The 18,145-nt window shown below is 72.5% G+C and carries 16 protein-coding genes and 1 pseudogene; 4 read left to right on the forward strand and 13 right to left on the reverse strand.

Annotation, left to right across the window (positions count from 1 at the left end):
- Window positions 1-171: 171 nt before the first annotated feature.
- The 7 genes and pseudogenes from pheT to infC form a co-directional block, all read right to left on the reverse strand.
- Window positions 172-2,670: a phenylalanine--tRNA ligase subunit beta gene (gene pheT, locus AC2XR2_RS08135; protein ID WP_491514667.1), complete on the reverse strand. Its 2,499-nt coding sequence runs from the start codon at window positions 2,668-2,670 to the stop codon at window positions 172-174.
- Window positions 2,670-3,791 (reverse strand): phenylalanine--tRNA ligase subunit alpha, encoded by a 1,122-nt coding sequence (gene pheS / locus AC2XR2_RS08140; protein ID WP_381301298.1) that lies wholly within the window; start codon window positions 3,789-3,791, stop codon window positions 2,670-2,672. The genes pheT and pheS overlap by 1 nt, the downstream gene beginning before the upstream one ends.
- Before the next feature lie 139 nt (window positions 3,792-3,930).
- The gene (locus tag AC2XR2_RS08145; RefSeq protein WP_381301296.1) at window positions 3,931-5,049 is read right to left on the reverse strand and encodes a sensor histidine kinase; all 1,119 of its coding nucleotides are present in this window, start codon (window positions 5,047-5,049) and stop codon (window positions 3,931-3,933) included.
- Window positions 5,050-5,098: 49 nt separating this feature from the next.
- On the reverse strand, window positions 5,099-5,944 hold the full coding sequence (locus AC2XR2_RS08150) for a TrmH family RNA methyltransferase (protein ID WP_449350133.1): 846 nt from the start codon (window positions 5,942-5,944) through the stop codon (window positions 5,099-5,101).
- 91 nt (window positions 5,945-6,035) lie between these two features.
- The gene (rplT, locus tag AC2XR2_RS08155) at window positions 6,036-6,419 is read right to left on the reverse strand and encodes a 50S ribosomal protein L20 (protein ID WP_007380809.1); all 384 of its coding nucleotides are present in this window, start codon (window positions 6,417-6,419) and stop codon (window positions 6,036-6,038) included.
- A gap of 101 nt (window positions 6,420-6,520) precedes the next feature.
- Complete coding sequence (rpmI, locus tag AC2XR2_RS08160) at window positions 6,521-6,715, reverse strand: 50S ribosomal protein L35 (RefSeq protein ID WP_003977225.1); 195 nt, start codon at window positions 6,713-6,715, stop codon at window positions 6,521-6,523.
- 112 nt (window positions 6,716-6,827) lie between these two features.
- Window positions 6,828-7,518: pseudogene (infC, locus tag AC2XR2_RS08165) on the reverse strand (translation initiation factor IF-3).
- Between the two features lie 345 nt (window positions 7,519-7,863).
- Here infC and AC2XR2_RS08170 point away from each other — a divergent pair.
- Window positions 7,864-8,229, forward strand: coding sequence for a DUF1844 domain-containing protein (locus AC2XR2_RS08170; RefSeq protein ID WP_330268085.1), 366 nt, complete (start codon window positions 7,864-7,866; stop codon window positions 8,227-8,229).
- Between the two features lie 46 nt (window positions 8,230-8,275).
- On the opposite strand, the gene AC2XR2_RS08175 is transcribed toward AC2XR2_RS08170, so the two are convergent.
- Window positions 8,276-9,007 carry an SseB family protein gene (locus AC2XR2_RS08175; RefSeq protein WP_330268084.1) on the reverse strand — a complete coding sequence of 244 codons (732 nt, stop codon included), beginning with the start codon at window positions 9,005-9,007 and terminating at the stop codon, window positions 8,276-8,278.
- A 150-nt stretch (window positions 9,008-9,157) separates the two neighbouring features.
- Here AC2XR2_RS08175 and AC2XR2_RS08180 point away from each other — a divergent pair, with 150 nt between their 5' ends.
- Complete coding sequence (locus AC2XR2_RS08180) at window positions 9,158-10,156, forward strand: serine hydrolase (protein ID WP_491514668.1); 999 nt, start codon at window positions 9,158-9,160, stop codon at window positions 10,154-10,156.
- Window positions 10,157-10,257: 101 nt separating this feature from the next.
- Here AC2XR2_RS08180 and mycP read toward each other — a convergent pair whose 3' ends face one another.
- Complete coding sequence (mycP, locus tag AC2XR2_RS08185) at window positions 10,258-11,442, reverse strand: type VII secretion-associated serine protease mycosin (protein WP_330268082.1); 1,185 nt, start codon at window positions 11,440-11,442, stop codon at window positions 10,258-10,260.
- Window positions 11,439-12,242 carry a hypothetical protein gene (locus AC2XR2_RS08190; RefSeq protein ID WP_491518420.1) on the reverse strand — a complete coding sequence of 268 codons (804 nt, stop codon included), beginning with the start codon at window positions 12,240-12,242 and terminating at the stop codon, window positions 11,439-11,441. Before AC2XR2_RS08190 ends, mycP begins: the two co-directional genes overlap by 4 nt.
- Before the next feature lie 343 nt (window positions 12,243-12,585).
- Here AC2XR2_RS08190 and AC2XR2_RS08195 point away from each other — a divergent pair, with 343 nt between their 5' ends.
- Window positions 12,586-12,882: a hypothetical protein gene (locus AC2XR2_RS08195; RefSeq protein WP_491514669.1), complete on the forward strand. Its 297-nt coding sequence runs from the start codon at window positions 12,586-12,588 to the stop codon at window positions 12,880-12,882.
- A 1,051-nt stretch (window positions 12,883-13,933) separates the two neighbouring features.
- On the forward strand, window positions 13,934-15,136 hold the full coding sequence (locus AC2XR2_RS08200; RefSeq protein WP_491514670.1) for an amino acid deaminase/aldolase: 1,203 nt from the start codon (window positions 13,934-13,936) through the stop codon (window positions 15,134-15,136).
- 1 nt (window position 15,137) lies between these two features.
- Here AC2XR2_RS08200 and AC2XR2_RS08205 read toward each other — a convergent pair whose 3' ends face one another.
- From AC2XR2_RS08205 to AC2XR2_RS08215, 3 genes are read right to left on the reverse strand one after another with little or no spacing between them, the layout of a single operon-like run.
- Complete coding sequence (locus AC2XR2_RS08205; protein WP_491514671.1) at window positions 15,138-15,905, reverse strand: DUF2510 domain-containing protein; 768 nt, start codon at window positions 15,903-15,905, stop codon at window positions 15,138-15,140.
- A 21-nt stretch (window positions 15,906-15,926) separates the two neighbouring features.
- Window positions 15,927-16,727: a 3-oxoacyl-ACP reductase gene (locus tag AC2XR2_RS08210; RefSeq protein ID WP_381301283.1), complete on the reverse strand. Its 801-nt coding sequence runs from the start codon at window positions 16,725-16,727 to the stop codon at window positions 15,927-15,929.
- Window positions 16,724-18,097, reverse strand: a complete 1,374-nt coding sequence (locus AC2XR2_RS08215; RefSeq protein ID WP_491514672.1) for an aldehyde dehydrogenase family protein — start codon at window positions 18,095-18,097, stop codon at window positions 16,724-16,726. Before AC2XR2_RS08215 ends, AC2XR2_RS08210 begins: the two co-directional genes overlap by 4 nt.
- Window positions 18,098-18,145: the final 48 nt, after the last annotated feature.

Here is an 18,145-nt window from a genome sequence, read left to right on the forward strand (position 1 = left end):
GAGCACATGGACCAAAAGGCCCAGATCACCGGAAGAACTCACCCTATCGAGTGAAGTGACCAAATATGGGGGGTGCCGGGGCGCAGCCCCGCACCCCCCAGGGGCGCGGGGAACTGCGCGACCAGCCACGACGCAGTCGCAGCCACCAGACCCCCGCGGCCCCTACGGCGACTAGGCCCTCAGCACCGCCCCGGTCCGCTCCCCAGCAAGGGCAACCGCCGCATCCCGAGCCGCCGAAGCCTCATCCACGGTCAGAGTCCGATCACCGGCCCTGAACCGCAGCGCATAGGCCAGCGACTTCTTCCCGTCCCCGAGCTGCTCCTCGTTCTCGTAGACGTCGAACAGCCGGATCCCCTCGAGGAGTTCACCCGCGCCCGCCCGCAGCGCGGCCTCGACCTCTGCATGCGGCACGAACTTGTCCACCACCAGCGCGACATCCTGCGTGGCCACCGGGAACGTGGAGATGCTCGGCGCCTGCGGGGTGTCGTCGCCGGCCGCCTCCAGGACGTCCAGGTCCAGCTCCATCGCCGAGGTCCGCGCGGGCAGCCCGAACGCCTTCACGACCCGCGGGTGCAGCTCACCGGCGTGACCGACGACGGTGTCGCCGACCAGGAGCTCGGCGCACCGGCCCGGGTGCCACGGCCCGTACTGCCCACCGCGGACGACCAGTTCGACCCCGGCCTCCCGGGCGACGGCCCGTGCCGCCTCGACCGCGTCGGCCCAGTCGGCCGGACGGCCCTTGCCCCACCAGCCGGCCTGCTCGCGCGCCCCGGCGAGCACCGCGGCCACGTGCCGGGGCTGCTCGGGCAGCGCGGCGTCCAGGTCGGCGATCTCGTCGTCGGTCGGCCGCCGGTCCACCGGCAGCACCGCGGCGACGCGCTGCTCCTCGCGGGGCAGGAAGACCAGCCCGGTCTCGAACAGCGCCAGATCGTGCGAGCCCCGCCCGTCGTTGCGGCGCAGCGCCCCGAACAGGCCCGGCAGCAGGGACGTGCGGAGCGCGGGCTCCTCGTCGTTGAGCGGGTTGGTGAGCTTGACGACCCGGCGCTTCGGGTCGTCCGCGTCCAGCAGCAGCTGGTCGAAGACCTGCTCCCCGACGAACGGGTAGTTCGGCGCCTCGACGTAACCGGCACCGGCCAGCACCCGGCCCACGCGGCGGTGCAGCCGCTGGCGCTGGGTCAGACCGCGCCCCGCGGGGGGCTTGGGCAGGGTGGAGGGCAGGTTCTCGTAACCCTCCAGGCGGATGACCTCTTCCGCCAGGTCGTTGATCTCCTGGAGGTCGGGACGCCAGGACGGCACGGTGACGATCAGCTCGTCCTGCCCGTACACGTCGCAGCCGACCTCCTGGAGCCGCCGTACGACGGTCTCGCGGCCGTAGGAGACGCCCGCGACCTTGTCGGGGTGGTCCGCCGGGACGCTGATGGTGTGCGGGGCCGACGGGGCGACGACCTCGGTGACACCGGCCTCGGCGGTGCCGCCCGCGAGCAGCACGAGCAGGTCGACGGTGCGCTGTGCGGCAGCCGCGGCGGCCGCCGGGTCGACACCGCGCTCGAAGCGCCGGGACGCCTCGGAGGACAGCTTGTGGCGACGGGCCGTACGCGCGATGGCGACCGCGTCGAAGTGGGCCGCCTCGATGACCACGTCGGTGGTGCCTTCACCCTCGGCGTGGTCGGCGATCTCGGTGTTGGCGCCGCCCATCACGCCGGCAAGGCCGATCGGGCCCCGCTCGTCGGTGATGACCAGGTCCTCGGCGTGCAGCTTGCGCGTCACGCCGTCGAGGGTCTCGATCTGCTCGCCCTCGGTGGCGCGGCGGACGCCGATGGTGCCCTGGACCAGGGAGCGGTCGTAGGCGTGCAGCGGCTGGCCGAGCTCCATCATCACGTAGTTGGTGACGTCGACGGCGAGCGAGATCGGGCGCATGCCGACCTTCTGGAGCCGGCGCCGGAGCCAGATCGGCGAGCGCGCCTCGGGGCTCAGGCCGGTGACGGTGCGCGCGGTGAAGCGGTCGCAGCCGAGGGGGTCGGAGACCTCGACCGGGTAGCCGTAGGCGTTCGGGCCGGGCACGTCGAGCAGCGCGGGGTCGCTCAGCGGGAGGCCGTAGGCGATGGCGGCCTCGCGGGCCACGCCCCGGATGGACAGGCAGTCGCCGCGGTTGGCGGTGACGGCGATGTCCAGGACCTCGTCGACCAGCTCCAGGAGCTCGATGGCGTCCTTGCCGACCTCGGTCTCCGGGGGCAGCACGATGATGCCCTTGGTGCCGTCGTCGCCCATGCCCAGCTCGTCGCTGGAGCAGATCATGCCGTGGGAGGTCTTGCCGTACGTCTTGCGGGCGGAGATGGAGAACCCGCCGGGCAGCGTGGCACCGGGGAGCACGACCACGACCTTGTCGCCCACGGCGAAGTTCCGGGCGCCGCAGACGATCTCCTGCGGCTCGCCGGTGCCGTTGGCCTGGCTGACGTCGACCGTGCAGAAGCGGATCGGCTTCTTGAAGCCCTCCAGCTCCTCGATGGTCAGCACCTGGCCGACGACCAGGGGGCCCTTGAGGTCGGCGCCGAGGTGCTCGACGGTCTCGACCTCAAGACCCGCGGAAACGAGCTTGGCCTGGACGTCACGGCCGGTTTCGGTCGCCGGCAGGTCGACGTACTCCCGCAGCCAAGAAAGCGGGACCCGCATCAGATCTCCATCCCGAACGGCCGGGTGAACCGAACGTCACCCTCGACCATGTCTCGCATGTCCTCGACGTTGTGGCGGAACATCAGCATCCGCTCGATGCCGAACCCGAAGGCGAAGCCGCTGTACTTCTCCGGGTCCACCCCGCACGCGGTGAGCACCTTGGGGTTGACCATTCCGCAGCCGCCGAGCTCGATCCAGCCCTCGGAGGAGCAGGTACGGCAGGGGCGGTCCGGGTTGCCGACGGACTCGCCGCGGCAGACGTAACAGACCATGTCCATCTCGGCGGACGGCTCGGTGAAGGGGAAGAAGTTCGGGCGCAGCCGGGTCTTCATGCCCTCGCCGAACAGCGCCTGGACCATGTGGTCCAGGGTGCCCTTGAGGTCGGCCATGGTCAGGCCCTCGTCGACGGCCAGCAGCTCGACCTGGCGGAACACCGGGGTGTGCGTGGCGTCCAGCTCGTCGGTGCGGTAGACGACACCGGGGCAGATCACGTAGACCGGCAGCTCGCGCTGGAGCAGGGAGCGGATCTGCACGGGCGAGGTGTGGGTGCGCAGCACGACACCGGAGTCGGCGGTTCCGTCGGGCCCCTGGACGAAGAAGGTGTCCTGCTCGCCGCGGGCCGGGTGGTCCGGGCCGATGTTGAGGGCGTCGAAGTTGAACCACTCGGCCTCGACCTGGGGGCCCTCGGCGACCTCGTAGCCCATGGCCACGAAGACGTCCTCGATGCGCTCGGAGAGCGTGGTGAGGGGGTGGCGGGCGCCGGCCGGTACGCGGTCGTACGGCAGGGTGACGTCCACCGCCTCCTCGACCAGTACGCGCTGGTCCCGCTCGGCCTCCAGCTCGGCCTGACGGCCGGCGAGGGCCTTGTTCACCGCGCCCCGGGCCTGGCCGACGAGCTTGCCGGCGGCGGCCTTGGCGTGCGGGGGCAGGGCGCCGATCTCGCGGTTGGCGAGGGCCAGCGGGGAGGTGCCGCCGGTGTGGGCGACCTTGGCCTCCTGGAGCGCGTCGAGGGAGCCCGCGGCGGCGAAGGCGGCGAGCGCCTCGTCCCGCATGCGCTCGATCTCTTCCGGTTTCAAGGCCTCGACCTCTACAGGGTCGTACGACTTATTCGGTGCCGACATCTCTTCCCGTGCTTCCGGTTGGCTGGCTGAAGGTCCCCGTCACCGACTCACTCAGAGGTCAGAGGGCCGTCCATGGGACACATGGGTGCCAAAGGCCGAGTCTAACGGGGTGGGGATGTACGAATGAGCCCGCGGGCACTCAGGTCAGATAGGCCGGAGCGCTCACGGGCAACGTAAATCGGAACTGTGCGCCGCCCTCGGGGGCGCGGCCGACCGTGATGGTGCCGCCGTGGGCCTCGACGATGCCCTTGACGATGTACAGCCCGAGTCCGGTGCCGCCGCGCTTGCTGCCCCGCCAGAAGCGGGTGAAGACGCGGTTCATGGACTCCTCCGGGATGCCGGGGCCCTCGTCGCTCACCGTGACCGACGTGCCGGTGTCCTCCCCTTCCCGGGGCGACTCCGTGGGCGTGATGTCAATCGTGACGGTTCCCTCGCCGTGCCGCACGGCATTTTCCAGCAGGTTGCTGAGCACCTGGTCGATCTTGTCGGGGTCGGCCCACAGCATGGGCAGCGGCTGCTCCAGGCGCAGCAGGAACCGGTCGGCGGCGAGGCCCGCGGCCACGTAGGCCTGGATGTGCCGGCCGACGGCGGCGCCGATGTCCACGGGCTGGCGCCTGACCTCCAACCGCCCGGAGTCGATCCGCGAGATGTCCAGCAGCTCGGCGATGAGCCGGGTGACCCGGTCGGCGTCCGCGTCGACGGTCTCCAGCATCAGCCGCTTCTGGTCGTCGGTGAACCTCTCCCACTTGGCGAGGAGGGTCGCGGTGAAGCCCTTGACGGAGGTGAGCGGGGAGCGCAGCTCGTGGGCCACGGTGGCGATCAGCTCGGCGTGGCTGCGTTCGGTACGGCGGCGGGCCTCGGTGTCCCGGAGGGTGACGACGACCCGGTGGACGGGTCCGGTGGGCTCGGTGCGCACGTACTGCGCGCAGACCAGGACCTCACGGCCGCCGGGCAGCAGCAGGTTCCGCTCGGGCTGCCGGCTGCGGATGGCGAGGCCGCCGTAGGGATCGGTCAGCTGCCACCAGCGCCGTCCCTCCAGGTCCTCTAACGGGAGGGCCTTCTCCAGCCGCTGTCCGAGGGCGTCCTCGGCGGGCAGGGCGGTGATCCGGGCCGCGGCGGCGTTGAAGCAGATCACCCGGCCCTGCTCGTCCGCGACGACCAGCCCGTCGGGCAGCTGGTCGGGATCGATGCCGAGCTCGACGAGACCACCGGCGCTGGCCTCGGACACGCCGTGCGCGCTCCTCGTGCCGACACTCATCCCCGCACCCCACCTCTCAGGCGTCTGAGGGGCCCCCGAGCTGGTCACCCTACTGGTTGTCGGTGACGGAGCGGCACCCTCCCGGGGCGCGCTGTGCACGGGCTGACGCATAGAGACATACGGCGGCGGCGGTGGCGAGGTTCAGGCTCTCGGCCTTCCCGTGGATCGGGACGCGCACCACGGCGTCCGCGAGGGCGCGGGTCTCCTCCGGGAGCCCCCAGGCCTCGTTGCCGAACACCCAGGCGGTCGGCCCGCCCATGGTGCCCTGGTCGAGCTCGTCGTCGAGGTCGTCGGTCCCGGCCCCGTCGGCGGCGAGGATCCGCACCCCGGCCTTCTTGAGTCCTTCGACGGCCTCCTCGACGGGCACGCCGACGGCGACGGGCAGGTGGAAGAGGGAGCCCACGGAGGCGCGGACGGCCTTGGGGTTGTACAGGTCGACGGAGGCGTCGGTCAGGACGACGGCCTCGGCACCGGCGGCGTCGGCGCATCTGAGGACGGTGCCGGCGTTGCCGGGGTCCCGCACGTTGGCGAGCACGGCGACGAGCCGGGGGCGGGCGGCGAGGATCTCCTCGAAGGGGGTGTCCAGGAACCGGCAGATCCCGACGAGCCCCTGCGGGGTGACGGTCGTCGAGATGTCGGCGACGACGTCCTCGGAGGCGAGGTGCACCCGGGCGCCGACGGACCGGGCGTCTCCGATGATGTCGGCGTAGCGCTCCGCCGCCTCCACGGTGGCGAACAGCTCGACCAGCCCGTGTCCCGCGGCCTCCCGCACGGCCTGCGGCCCCTCGGCCAGGAACAGCCGCTCCTTGCCCCGGAAGTTCCGCCTGGCGAGCCGCCGGGCGGCGGAGACGCGAGGGGAACGGGGGGAGATCAACTCGGGGGTGGCGGAGGACATGTCGCTCACTTTCGATAACTACACAACAGGACCCGCAAGCCCGAAAGCCTGCGGGTCCCTCATGTCACGTCGGCCTAGGCCAAGTGCAACGTCACGCCGCCTTGGGGGCGTTGACGTCGGCCGGGAGGGCCTTCTGCGCCACCTCGACCAGCGCGGCGAACGCGGTCGCGTCGTTGACGGCCAGCTCGGCCAGGATCTTGCGGTCGACCTCGATGTTCGCGGCCTTCAGACCCTGGATGAAGCGGTTGTACGTGATGCCGTTGGCGCGGGCAGCGGCGTTGATGCGCTGGATCCACAGCTGACGGAAGTCGCCCTTGCGCTTCTTGCGGTCGTTGTAGTTGTAGACCAGCGAGTGGGTGACCTGCTCCTTGGCCTTGCGGTACAGGCGCGAACGCTGACCGCGGTAGCCGGAGGCCGCCTCGAGGATCGCCCGGCGCTTCTTGTGGGCGTTGACTGCCCGCTTGACGCGTGCCACTTGTTAACTCCTTGTAGCGGGGCCGTGGTTGGACTCACACGGCCCGGAAACGATTGGGTCCCGGTGCTGACGTACGGCGCTCAGGGCGAGCACCGCGGACGTCACTTGCCGAGAAGCTTCTTGATCTTCGCGGCGTCGCCCGGGGCCATCTCGGCGTTGCCGGTCAGGCGGCGCGTCACGCGGGACGACTTGTGCTCGAGCAGGTGGCGCTTGCCGGCGCGCTCACGGAGCACCTTGCCGGAGCCGGTGATCTTGAAGCGCTTGCTGGCACCGCTGTGCGACTTGTTCTTCGGCATAGCGCCGTTCTCTCCTCGTCGGTGGCGTTCCGGTGCCCGGTCGTGAAACCGGGCACGGTGGAACGTCGCTGTTGTATCGGTTACGTCCTCGGGGACTCGCGTCCCTCGCGGATCACGCCTCGGCGGATGCCTCGGCAGGAGCCTCGACGTCGGCCACGGCCTCGTCGTGGTCGGCCTCAGCGGCGTTCTGCGACTTGCCGGGGTTGGCCTTCGCGTCTGCCTTGCGGGCTTCCTGCGCCTGGCGGGCCTCGGCCATCGCCTCGGTCTTCTTCTTGTGCGGACCGAGAACCATGATCATGTTCCGGCCGTCCTGCTTCGGGTTCGACTCGACGAAACCGAGCTCCTGGACGTCCTCCGCGAGACGCTGCAGCAGTCGGTAGCCGAGTTCCGGCCGGGACTGCTCGCGACCACGGAACATGATCGTGATCTTGACCTTGTCGCCCTGCTTGAGGAACCGGACGACGTGACCCTTCTTGGTGTCATAGTCGTGCGGGTCGATCTTCGGCCGGAGCTTCATCTCCTTGATGACCGTGTGCGCCTGGTTCTTGCGCGCCTCACGGGCCTTCATGGCCGACTCGTACTTGAACTTCCCGTAGTCCATGAGCTTGCACACGGGCGGACGGGCGTTCGCCGCGACCTCGACCAGGTCCAGGTCGTACTCCTGCGCAAGCTCCAGTGCCTTGGCCAGCGGGACGATGCCCACCTGCTCGCCACTGGGACCGACAAGTCGCACCTCGGGAACGCGAATCCGGTCGTTGATGCGGGGCTCGGCGCTGATGGATCCTCCTCGGTTAGCACCACACGGCGGTCTGGCGGACAGCCGCGTATGTCATCTTCTTCAGACCTAACCGCGCCAAGGCACAAAAAATGCCCCGGACGATCACAGACGGGGCTCCAAACACTGCCGGAGCACCGCCGCGATGCCGCGGGGCGCGCTTTCGGGCGACTCCATCGTCCGTACGGAACGATGGTGGCCGCCTGACCGGGGTGACCCGCCTCCCCGGAGGGGGGTCGGGTGGGAGATCGGAGCCTCCACTTGTGGGCCGGTCACACTTTCACACACGTGTGTCCGGCCGGTCGTCACACAAGGTTAGCAGCATCCAGGGGGTGGTGCGAACCGGCGTGCACCGGGCCCTATCGTGTGGGACATGAGTGACACCCCTCCCGCGTCTCCTGACTCCCCCGACTTCGACGAGATGACCCGCGACATCGCGGAGGTCCCCGCCGTCGAGGTGATCGTGACGGTCGCGGTCAACCTGATGAGCGCCGCCGCCGTGAAGCTCGGTCTGACCGAGGAGGGCGACAAGTACAAGGACCTGGACGAGGCCCGCAAGCTGGTGACCGCCCTGGCCGGCCTCCTGGACGCGTCCACGACGGAGATCAGCTCCTTCCACGCGGCCCCGCTGCGGGACGGCCTGAAGTCCCTCCAGCTGGCCTTCCGCGAGGCGTCCCTGGTCCCGGACGAACCGGGCCAGGGCCCGGGCGAGAAGTACACCGGGCCGATCTACGGCTAGGTCGTCCCCCGCGCTCGGCCGGGCAGGTCGGCGACCTGCTCGAAGCTCAATCCCGTACGTACAAGGGCTCGCCCGGAGGCGTGGCCCCGGCCGGCAGGACTGCCAGGTCGAGGCCGCGCACCAGGCGGGCCCGCAGTGTCTCGTCGGCGGCGAGGCGCTCGGCGACGGCCTGGGCGGCGGCCGCGGGCGTCGCCGTCGGCTCCAGCACGAGCGCCAGGGTGCCGTCCGCCTGCCCCGGCCCGAGGTGGGCCCGCAGCACGGCGGGCTCGGCCGCCACGGCGTCCCGTACGGCGCCGACGACGGCCGGATCGGCCAGCGGATCGGCGTTCGACCGGCCCTCGGCCAGCGCGAGCAGGGCGGAACCGGTCAGCTCGAAGGGCACCGGACCGGCCAGGTCCAGCACGACGGTGTCCGCCTTCTCGTGCGCGGCGGCCTGGAGCGCCTGGTGCAGGGGTACGGCGACGGGGCGGGCCTCGGGGTCCCAGCGGGCGAGCGAGTCGGTGGAGGTGAAGGCGGGCAGCGCGGTCCGGGATCCGGCCTTCAGCGTCGGTACGGCCATGTCGCTGGTTTTCTCGCGGCGCAGTCCGTGCTCGTCCTCCTCGACCTCGCCGAGCACGGCGACCACCGGGACGAGCAGCCGGGCGCCCCTGAGCGCCTCCAGGACGGGGCCCACGGCGGCACGGTCCTCGGCCCAGTCCGCGAGCGCCGCGCTCAGCCGGGGGTCGGCGGAGCCGTCGTCGTCGGAGAAGCCGGGGTCGGGAATGTTCTTGTTCGCCACGGTCACCGACCCTATCGGGGGCTTGCTCTTGCGGTTGTGCGGGCCCGGAAACCCGCCCGTGACGGCTTTCACGGGTTTCTCAGAGTTCGCTGACACAGCTCTAACGTCCGCCTAACGGCCCGCACAGTCGGCGGTCCGAGCATCGGCGCCATGGAGTCCTCCAGAACCGCCGACCGCCGCGCCCGAAGGGCCCGCCGGCCCTCGCGGTCCCGCCGGCCCTTGCGGTCCCTCGCGCTCGTCTCCGTCGCCGTCGTCGCCGTGGTCGGGGCGACGGTCGGGGGCACGGTCTACGTGAAGGCGCGGGCGCACTCCGGTGGCGGGCCCGTATCGTCGGCCGCGACGCCGTCGGTCTCCCCGTCGTCGGCGACCACGACTCAGGAGGCGGCCGTGGCGGAGCCGGTGGTGGACTTCGACGAGCGGCTCGCGACCGCCGTGAAGGCGGTGCGCGCGACGGGCGAGGCGAAGGTGTCGGTGGCCGTGCTCGACGTGGAGTCCGGCGACAGCGCGGTGTACGGCGAAGGCGCCTTCGACACGGCGAGCATCGTGAAGGTCGACATCCTCGCCGCGCTGCTGCTCCAGCACCAGGACCGGGGCACGGCACTCACCGCGCGGGAGAAGGCGTACGCCACCACGATGATCGAGAACAGTGACAACGCCTCGGCGTCGGCGCTGTGGGACACGATCGGGAAGGCCGCGGGGCTCGACGCGGCCAACAAGAGGCTCGGGCTGACCGGCACGGAGGGGGGTGACGGGGCGCTGTGGGGGCTGACGCAGACCACGGCGGCCGATCAACTCACTCTGCTCCAGCAGGTGTTCGGGGACGACTCGGAGCTGAGCGAGGCATCGCGGTCGTATCTCCAGGGGCTGATGGGGCGGATCGAGGCCGACCAGCGGTGGGGGGTGTCGGCGGCGGCCGACGGCTCGGGGTCGGCGCTGAAGAACGGCTGGCTGCCCCGGAGCACGACCGGGCTGTGGGACATCAACAGCATCGGCCGGGTCACGGCAGGCGGGCACACTTTTCTCGTGGCCGTGCTGTCGAACGGCAACTCCACGCAGGCGAAGGGGATTTCGCTGGTGGAGGCGGCGGCGAAGGCGGCGGTGTCGGTGTTCACGGGTGCCGGGGCGTCGGCCGCCGCTGTCTCCCGTTGAGTTTCGGCTGCGGGTCCTTCGTGGCCGGTCGCGCCCACGCGGCGGAGCCGCACATCGACGCAGCCCCTCGCCTCTAAGGGCGCGCTGCCGGATCCGCCGGTTCAGAAGTCGTCGTAGGAACCGCGAGGGCCCCGGCGGCCGCGCCACAGGAACACCGCGGTGACCAGCAGGGCGACGCCGAAGCCTCCGGCCAGCGGGGCCGCCCAACTGGCCGTGTCGTCGTCGGACTCGGCGGTGTCCGGGCCCGAGCCGAAGTACTTCTCGCCGTAGGAGGCCGGTTGCAGGCTTTCCGGCTTGAGGCGGGCCGCCGCCTTCAGGGCCGCCGCGGGGTCGACGAAGCCGAAGCCGCGGGAGTCGTCGCGGCCGCCGGCGGGGGCGTTGCGGGCCGTGTCCTCCAGGAGGCGCTTGATCTGGGCCGGCGTCAGGTCCGGGTGGGCGGCCCTGATCAGGGCGACCGCGCCCGAGACGAACGCGGAGGCGGCGCTGGTGCCCCAGCCCTCGTAGTACTTGTGGTCGGGATCGGCGATGACGACGTCGTCACCGGGGGCGGCGACGGTGGCGTACCAGCGGCGGGTGGAGAAGGAGGCGCGGGTGCCGAACTTGTCGACGGCCGTGGCCGCGATGACGCCCGGGTAGGCCGCCGGGTAGGAGATGTGGTCGCCCTTCTCGCCGCCGTTCCCGGCCGAGGCGACGACGACGGCACCCTTCCTGAGGGCGTACTGGACGGCGTCGTCCTCGCCGGCCTCGGGGTGCGCGGAGGCGGAGTCGTCGCCGAGGGAGAGGTTGATGACGTCGGCGCCGTGGTCGGCGGCCCAGCGGATGCCCTCGGCGAGGGCGTTGCCCCGGGTGTTGCGGGCCTTGGCGCGGGCGGGGTCGTCGTCCTCCAGGATCACGCGGACGGGGAGGATCTTGGCCTCGGGGGCGATGCCCATGACACCGTCGGCGTTGTCGAAGCCGTGTCCGTGGCCCGCGATGATGCCGGCCATGGCGGTGCCGTGCCGGGCCCAGGACCGCTGCCCCCGTACGGCCCCGAAGCCGATCATGTCCTTGCCGGTGAGGACGTTGCCGACGAGGTCGGGGTGGTCGTTCTCGACGCCGGTGTCGAGGACGGCGACGGTGACGCCGGCGCCCTTGGTGGTCTGCCAGGCCTCCTGGGTGTGCATGGCGTCGAGGGCCCACTGCTTGGCGCGGATGCCGTCGGCGTGCGCGGCGGTGGGCGGGACGAGGGCGACGGAGGCGGCGAGGAGGACGCTCAGGAGGCCTGCTCTGCGGGTGGCGACGCTCATGAGGGCTGCTCCGGGGGCGAGGAGACGGTCTTTCGCAGGGCGCGTTCGACACGGTCGGCCAGTCCCTGGGCCTCGTTGCCGAGGCCGGCCTGGGCGGCGGGGCTGGTGTCGCCCGGCTCCATGGCTTTCTCGGCGGGCTCCGGGGTGTCGACGGCACGGCCGTCCGCCCAGCCGGAGACGGCGTAGGCGACGACCGGGGCGTCGGTGAGGACGGAGATCGTCCAGGAGCCGCGCTGCCGGGCACCGAAGTCCGCGGCGAGGGTGTTCTTCGCGGCGTACGGCAGGGGCATCAGGTCGGTGCGGGTGTCCAGGCCCTCTTTCGTGAAGCGGGTGTCGAGCTCGCGCATGGCGGGGGCGTCGGCGTCGGTGAACAGCAGGCCCACGGTGGTGACGTAGCTCTGGGTGGCGTCCGTGTAGGTGGCGCGCAGCAGGCGTTCGCAGCCGACGGGGGCGAGGGCCTTGCGCAGCAGGGGGTCGAACGCGTCGGTGCAGCCGCTGTCCGGGGCGACGGCGATCCGCGTCCACGTACGGTCGGCTCCGCCGGGGCCGGCGCCCTGGCCGTCCACGGTCGGCGGGAACAGCTGGTCCACGGGCACGCTGTGCCAGAGCCGGCCGGCCTGCGCGAAGCGGTCGTTCCCGCCGTCCTCGCCCGAGTCCCCGATCAGCCAACTCCCGGTCACGGCACCGCCGATGAGCCCGAGACCGAGCACCACGCTGCCGGCCACGGCGGCGATCCTGGCCGGAATCCGCACCCCCCACGACCGCTCCTTGAAACCGACCTCGGGCTCCCCGAACGACACCACGGGCCGCCCGCCGCCGGAGGTCCCGGCCTGCGGGGGCAGGGAGGCGCTCCAGGAGAGGGCGGGGTCGGGCGAGAGGGGGGCGGTACGGGGACCCGAACCGGACGGGGCTTCCGTGGGAGCCGAGGGCATCGGGGCGGGGCTCGGTGGGGCGGCGGGGGGCGGGGGCACGGTCGATGCGCGGGGGGAGGCCGGAGGGTTCCCGGCAGCGGAAGTTCCGCGCACAGCACCGGCGGCGGACGCGTCACGCGTGGGGCGTGGCGGAAAGCCGGGGCGTGCGGGCGCGCCGGCTGGACGGCTCGGGGTGGGCCGGGGCTGTGCGGCGTCGGGGCGGGTGTCGGGCATGGGCGGTATCGCGGGGCCGCCTGACGCGGGCCGGGCTCCGGAGGACGCGGACGCCGAGCCCGTACGGCCCTCACCGGACTCCCGCCCGGTGGGTACCGGCCGCATCCGGAAGGTCGTCTCGGAGGCGGTCTCGGTGGGGGCACCGGGACGGCGCGGCGGCACGGAGGGTCGAGAACTCGGCCGGGGCGGCACAGCACCGGACGCCGACGGGCCGGTGCCGGACTCGGGCGGCATCGGGCCGGGGTGGGCCGCGCCGGCACGCGTCGAGCGGGGCTCGGTGCCGGGCGTGGAGTGATGGGCCGGCTGTCCGCTGCCGGAGCCGGGTGCCGGGGGCGCGTCCGGGAAACGGGCCGAGGCAGGGGGCGGCGGCAGGGGGCTGTCGGAGAAACCCGGCTGCGACGAGCCGTGCCGGTACGCGCCCTGAGAGCCGGACACGGCCCGGGCGCCGGGGCCGGTACCGGTCGACGGGGAGGGAACCGTACCCGTGGCGGGGTCCCCCGAGGCGTTCGCCGGTGCCTCCTGGGGTGTACGGGTCCCGGGGTGGACCGGTGCGTTGCCGGTGCCGGCCGTGCGCAGCGCTGTGTCGAAGCCCTCGCGGCCCGTCGAAGCCGCGGTGCCGCGGGAGCCGTCCGTGCCTGGCCCCCGACCGTCGGACCCACCGCGTGCTTCTGAACCGGCGCCCGCTTCGTCGGGCGTGCGTATCGGGGGCCGCCCCGCAGGGTTCGGCACCGAGGCCCGCTCCCCGCTCGGCGAGACGCTCGCCGGGTCGCCCGCCCTGCCGGACTCCCGTCGGTCCGGGGCGCCGGTCTCGCCGGAGCCCTGCCAGTCGAAGCCGCCGAACACCGGGCGGCCCGGCGCCACCGCGCCGCGTCGGGCGCGTTCGCCGAAGGCCTGCCATTCAGTGTCGTCCGTCACACGGGCACCCGGAGTCACGGATTCCCGGCCCGCCTCCTCGGACGACCGCGACGGCGACTGGGACTGCTGGGACGAGCCGGAACCGGCCCCGCCCGCTCCCGCCGTCGGCGGCTGAGCCGGCCGTGGAGGAATCGAGGCGCGGCGTGCGTCCGTACTCATGCACCCCCCGTTTCCTCATGTCCGGGCCGTTCGGTCGTGCGCGCGCCCCGCGTCGGTGTCGTCGGTGTGGAAGACGGCCGTCCGGGCACGCATACCCGCACGGGAGGTCCGGCATCCCGGCGCGGCGGCGTCGGGAGGGCGAACAGCCCTGCGTGCGTGCGCGTCACTCTACGGGTTGTCGCGGGCCGACCGGGAACCAGTCCACAAGCCCGGGGGCATCTGCCCGGAACGTCCCCCTACCCTGCGGTAATCCTGTCTGGCAGGCTTCGTTCATGACTGCGCGCGCCGCCGACCGGGCCCGTTACGACCGGGCCACCGCCCATCTCGACGCCCCTCTCGCGATCGTGGACCTGGATGCCTTCGACGCCAACGCGGACGATCTCGTCCGCCGGGCGGGGGGCAAACCGATCCGTGTCGCCAGCAAGTCCGTGCGGTGCCGGGCCCTGCTCGAACGGGTCCTGGCGAAGGACGGCTTCGCGGGCATCATGTCCTTCACCCTCGCCGAGTCCCTGTGGCTGGCCCGGAGCGGCTTCGACGACATCCTGCTGGCCTACCCCTCGGCCGACCGCTCCGGTTACGCCGAACTCGCCGCCGATCCCAAGCTCGCCGCCGCGGTGACGGTGATGGTCGACGACCCCGCGCAGCTCGCCTTCATCGACGAGGCCAGGGCCGGCGGCACCGAAGTCATCCGGGTCTGCCTGGAGTTGGACACCTCGCTGAAGCTCCTCGGCGGCAAGGTCCGGGTGGGCGCCCGGCGTTCACCGCTGCACTCCCCCGCCCAGGTGGCCGACATGGCGCGTCTGGTGGCCCGCCGTCCCGGGTTCAAGGTCGTGGGGATCATGGCCTACGAAGGGCACATCGCCGGCGTCGGGGACGCGGTCGCCGGGCGGCCGTTGCGTTCCCGGGCGGTACGGCTGATGCAGGCCACCGCCCGCAAGGAGCTCGCGGAGCGGCGGGCTGCGGTGGTGCGCGCGGTGCGGGCCGTCGTACCGGATCTGGAGTTCGTCAACGGCGGTGGCACCGGCAGTGTGCAGCACACCGCGGCGGAGGACGCCGTCACGGAGATCGGGGCCGGGTCGGGGCTGTACGTGCCGCGGCTGTTCGACAACTACACGTCCTTCAGCGGCCGTCCGGCGGCCCTGTTCGCCCAGCCCGTGGTGCGCCGCCCCGGCGTCGGCGTGGTGACGGTCCTCGGCGGCGGCTACCCGGCCTCGGGCGCGGCCGGTCCCGACCGGCTGCCGGTGCCGTATCTGCCGGAGGGCCTGAAGTACGACCCGCAGGAGGGGCCCGGCGAGGTGCAGACCCCGCTGCTCGGCTCCCCCGCCGACGACCTGCTGATCGGCGACAAGGTGTGGTTCCGGCACGCCAAGGCCGGTGAGCTGTGCGAGCGGTTCGAGGTGCTGCGGCTGATCGAGGGGGACGCGGTGACGGCGACCGTGCCGACGTACCGCGGGGAAGGCCACACGTTCCTGTAGGTCAGCGGTCGAGGGGCCGGATCCCCCGGGTGATCCGGTCCATGTCGGCGAGCGGCGGGCCGTCCGGGCCCGCGTCGAAGGCGAAGCGGACGACGACCGTGTCCGGGGCCCCGTGGCCGCCGGCGGGTGAGAAGGCGAGTGACTGGACGTACCCGCCGGGCCCCTCGGCGGTCCTGACCCGCCAGCGCACCAGGTATCCGGAGCAGCCGGCCACCCTCACCCGCCCCGAGCGCAGGACACGGTGGTCGCGGACGTCGTCGTAGGACGTGTCGGCGGCCTGGGGTATGTCCTTCTTGGCGAGCGTCTCCGGGAGCCTCTCCGGGCTTCCGGGCACCGTGCGGGTGAAGACCCTGCCGCCGCCGTCCGCGGTCATCACGAGGTTGTCGCGCGTGACGTACTTCGCGGGCGCCCAGCCGGCGGGCAACGGCAGGCTGATGCCGTCGAGTTCGTCGACCAGCCGGGAGGGGCTCGGTGCGGGCTCGGAGGGCGAGGGGGTCGCGAGGGTGGGGGCCGTGTCGGCCACGACGTCGTCCCCGTCGCCCCGGGCGAGGGCGAGCGCCCCGCTGACGAGGGCGGCGACGAGGACGATCCCGGAGAGCGTGAGCGCGATGCCCTTGGCGCGTCCCGAGGCCCCGCCGCCCGCCGGTCGGGGCGGGCCGGGGACCTCGGGGGCGCGCCGGTGGTCCGTCCAGGCGGTCCCGTCCCACCAGCGCTCCTCCTGCGGAGCGTCGGGGTCCGGGTACCAGCCGGGCGGGAGCGTCCTGCTCATGGGGGCACTGTAGGACGAGACCTAGAGCGGTGTGACGTACGCCCCCGAGATGCCGCCGTCGACGAGGAAGTCGCTGGCGTTGACGAAGGAGGAGTCGTCGCTGGCCAGGAAGGCGACGGCGGCGGCGATCTCCTCGGCCTCGGCGAACCGGCCGACCGGAATGTGCACCAGGCGGCGGGCGGCCCGCTCGGGGTCCTTGGCGAACAGCTCCTGGAGCAGCGGGGTGTTGACCGGCCCGGGGCACAGGGCGTTGACGCGGATGCCCTCCCGCGCGAACTGCACGCCCAGCTCACGGGACATGGCCAGCACCCCGCCCTTGGAGGCGGTGTAGGAGATCTGGGAGGTCGCCGCGCCCATCCTCGCCACGAAGGACGCCGTGTTGATGATGGAACCCTTGCCCTGCTGCCGCATGTAGGGGATCGCGGCCTTGCAGCACAGGTAGACGGAGGTCAGGTTGACCTCCTGGACGCGCTTCCATGCCTCCAGGCCGGTCTCCAGGATGGAGTCGTCGTCGGGGGGCGAGATACCGGCGTTGTTGAAGGCGATGTCGACGCTGCCGTAGGTGTCGTAGGCCGTCTTGAAGAGCGCCTCGACCTGCTCCTGGTCGGTGACGTCGACCTTGACGAAGAGCCCTCCGACCTCGTCGGCGGCGGCCTTGCCGCGGGTCTCGTCGACGTCGGCGCAGACCACGTTGGCGCCCTCGGAGGCGAGCCGGCGGGCGGTGGCGAGACCGATGCCGCTGCCGGCTCCGGTGATGACGGCCGTACGGCCGACGAGACGGCGGCACACGATCTGGTCGGCCGAAGAGGTCGATGAGGTCACTGGGTGGGGCCTTCCGTGCTGATGAAGACGTTCTTGGTCTCGGTGAAGGCGGTCAGGGCGTCCGGGCCGAGCTCGCGGCCGAGTCCGGACTGCTTGTAGCCGCCGAAGGGGGTCCAGTAGCGGACGCTGGAGTGGGAGTTGACGGACAGGTTGCCGGCCTTGACCGCCCGGGAGACGCGCAGGGCGCGGCCCAGGTCGCGGGTCCAGAGGGATCCGGAGAGGCCGTAGGGGGTGTCGTTGGCGAGCCGGATCGCGTCGGCCTCGTCGGTGAAGGGCAGCAGGACGGCGACCGGTCCGAAGATCTCCTCGCGGGCGGCCGCGGAGTCGGGCGCCTCGCCGGTGAGGACGGTGGGCGCGAACCAGAAGCCGGGTCCGTCGGGCGCGCCGCCCCGCAGGCCGGGGGCGTCGGCGGGCGCCAACTGCCGTACCCGGTCCCGTTGCTGCCGGGAGATCAGCGGGCCCATCTGGGTCTTCTCGTCGGCGGGGTCGCCCACGATCACGGCGGAGAGCGCGTCGGCGAGGAACGCCCGCGCCTCCTCGTGGACCGACTCCTGGACGAGGATCCGGGTGCGGGCGCAGCAGTCCTGGCCGGAGTTGTCGAGGAAGGAGAAGGGGTCGAGGGCCTTGGCGAGATCCGCGTCGGCGAAGACGATGTTCGGGCTCTTGCCGCCGAGTTCGAGGGTGACCGGCTTGACCTGGCGGGCGCAGCGCTCCATGACGTCACGGCCCGTGCGGGTGGACCCGGTGAACACGATCTTCGCGACCCCGGGGTGCTCGACGAGGGCGGTGCCGGCGACCGGCCCGTGGCCGGGCAGCACCTGGAAGAGGCCCTCCGGCAGCCCTGCCTCCAAGGCGAGTTCGGCGAGCCGGAGCGCGGTCAGCGGGGTGGTCTCGGCGGGCTTGAGGAGCACCGCGTTGCCAGCGGCGAGCGCGGGGGCCGTACCCCAGGCGGCGATGGGCATGGGGAAGTTCCAGGGCGCGATGACGCCGACCACGCCGAGGGGTTCGAGGAGGGTGATGTCGAGGCCGCCGGCCACCGGGATCTGGCGGCCGTTCAGGCGCTCCACTCCCCCGGCCGCGTAGGCCAGCAGGTCCCGGACGTTGCCGGCCTCCCAGCGGGCGTTGCCGAGCAGGTGACCGGCCTCGCGGACCTCCAGCAGGGCCAGTTCCTCGACATGTCGGTCGACGACGTCGGCGAACCGGTGCAGCAGCCGGGCCCGGTCGGCGGGTGCCGCCTGGGCCCACCCCTCCTGCGCCTTGGCCGCGCGGGCCACGGCCGCGTCCACGTCGGCTGCGGTGGCGGCGGGGACGGTGGCGACGACCTCCTCGGTGGCCGGGTTGAGGACGGTCAGCTCATGCTCGTACGACAACGAAGAACCTTTCACGGACACTCGGGATCACGGCCCTCGGGATCACGG

It is taken from the genome of Streptomyces sp. LS-MS-L19, assembly GCF_058382285.1.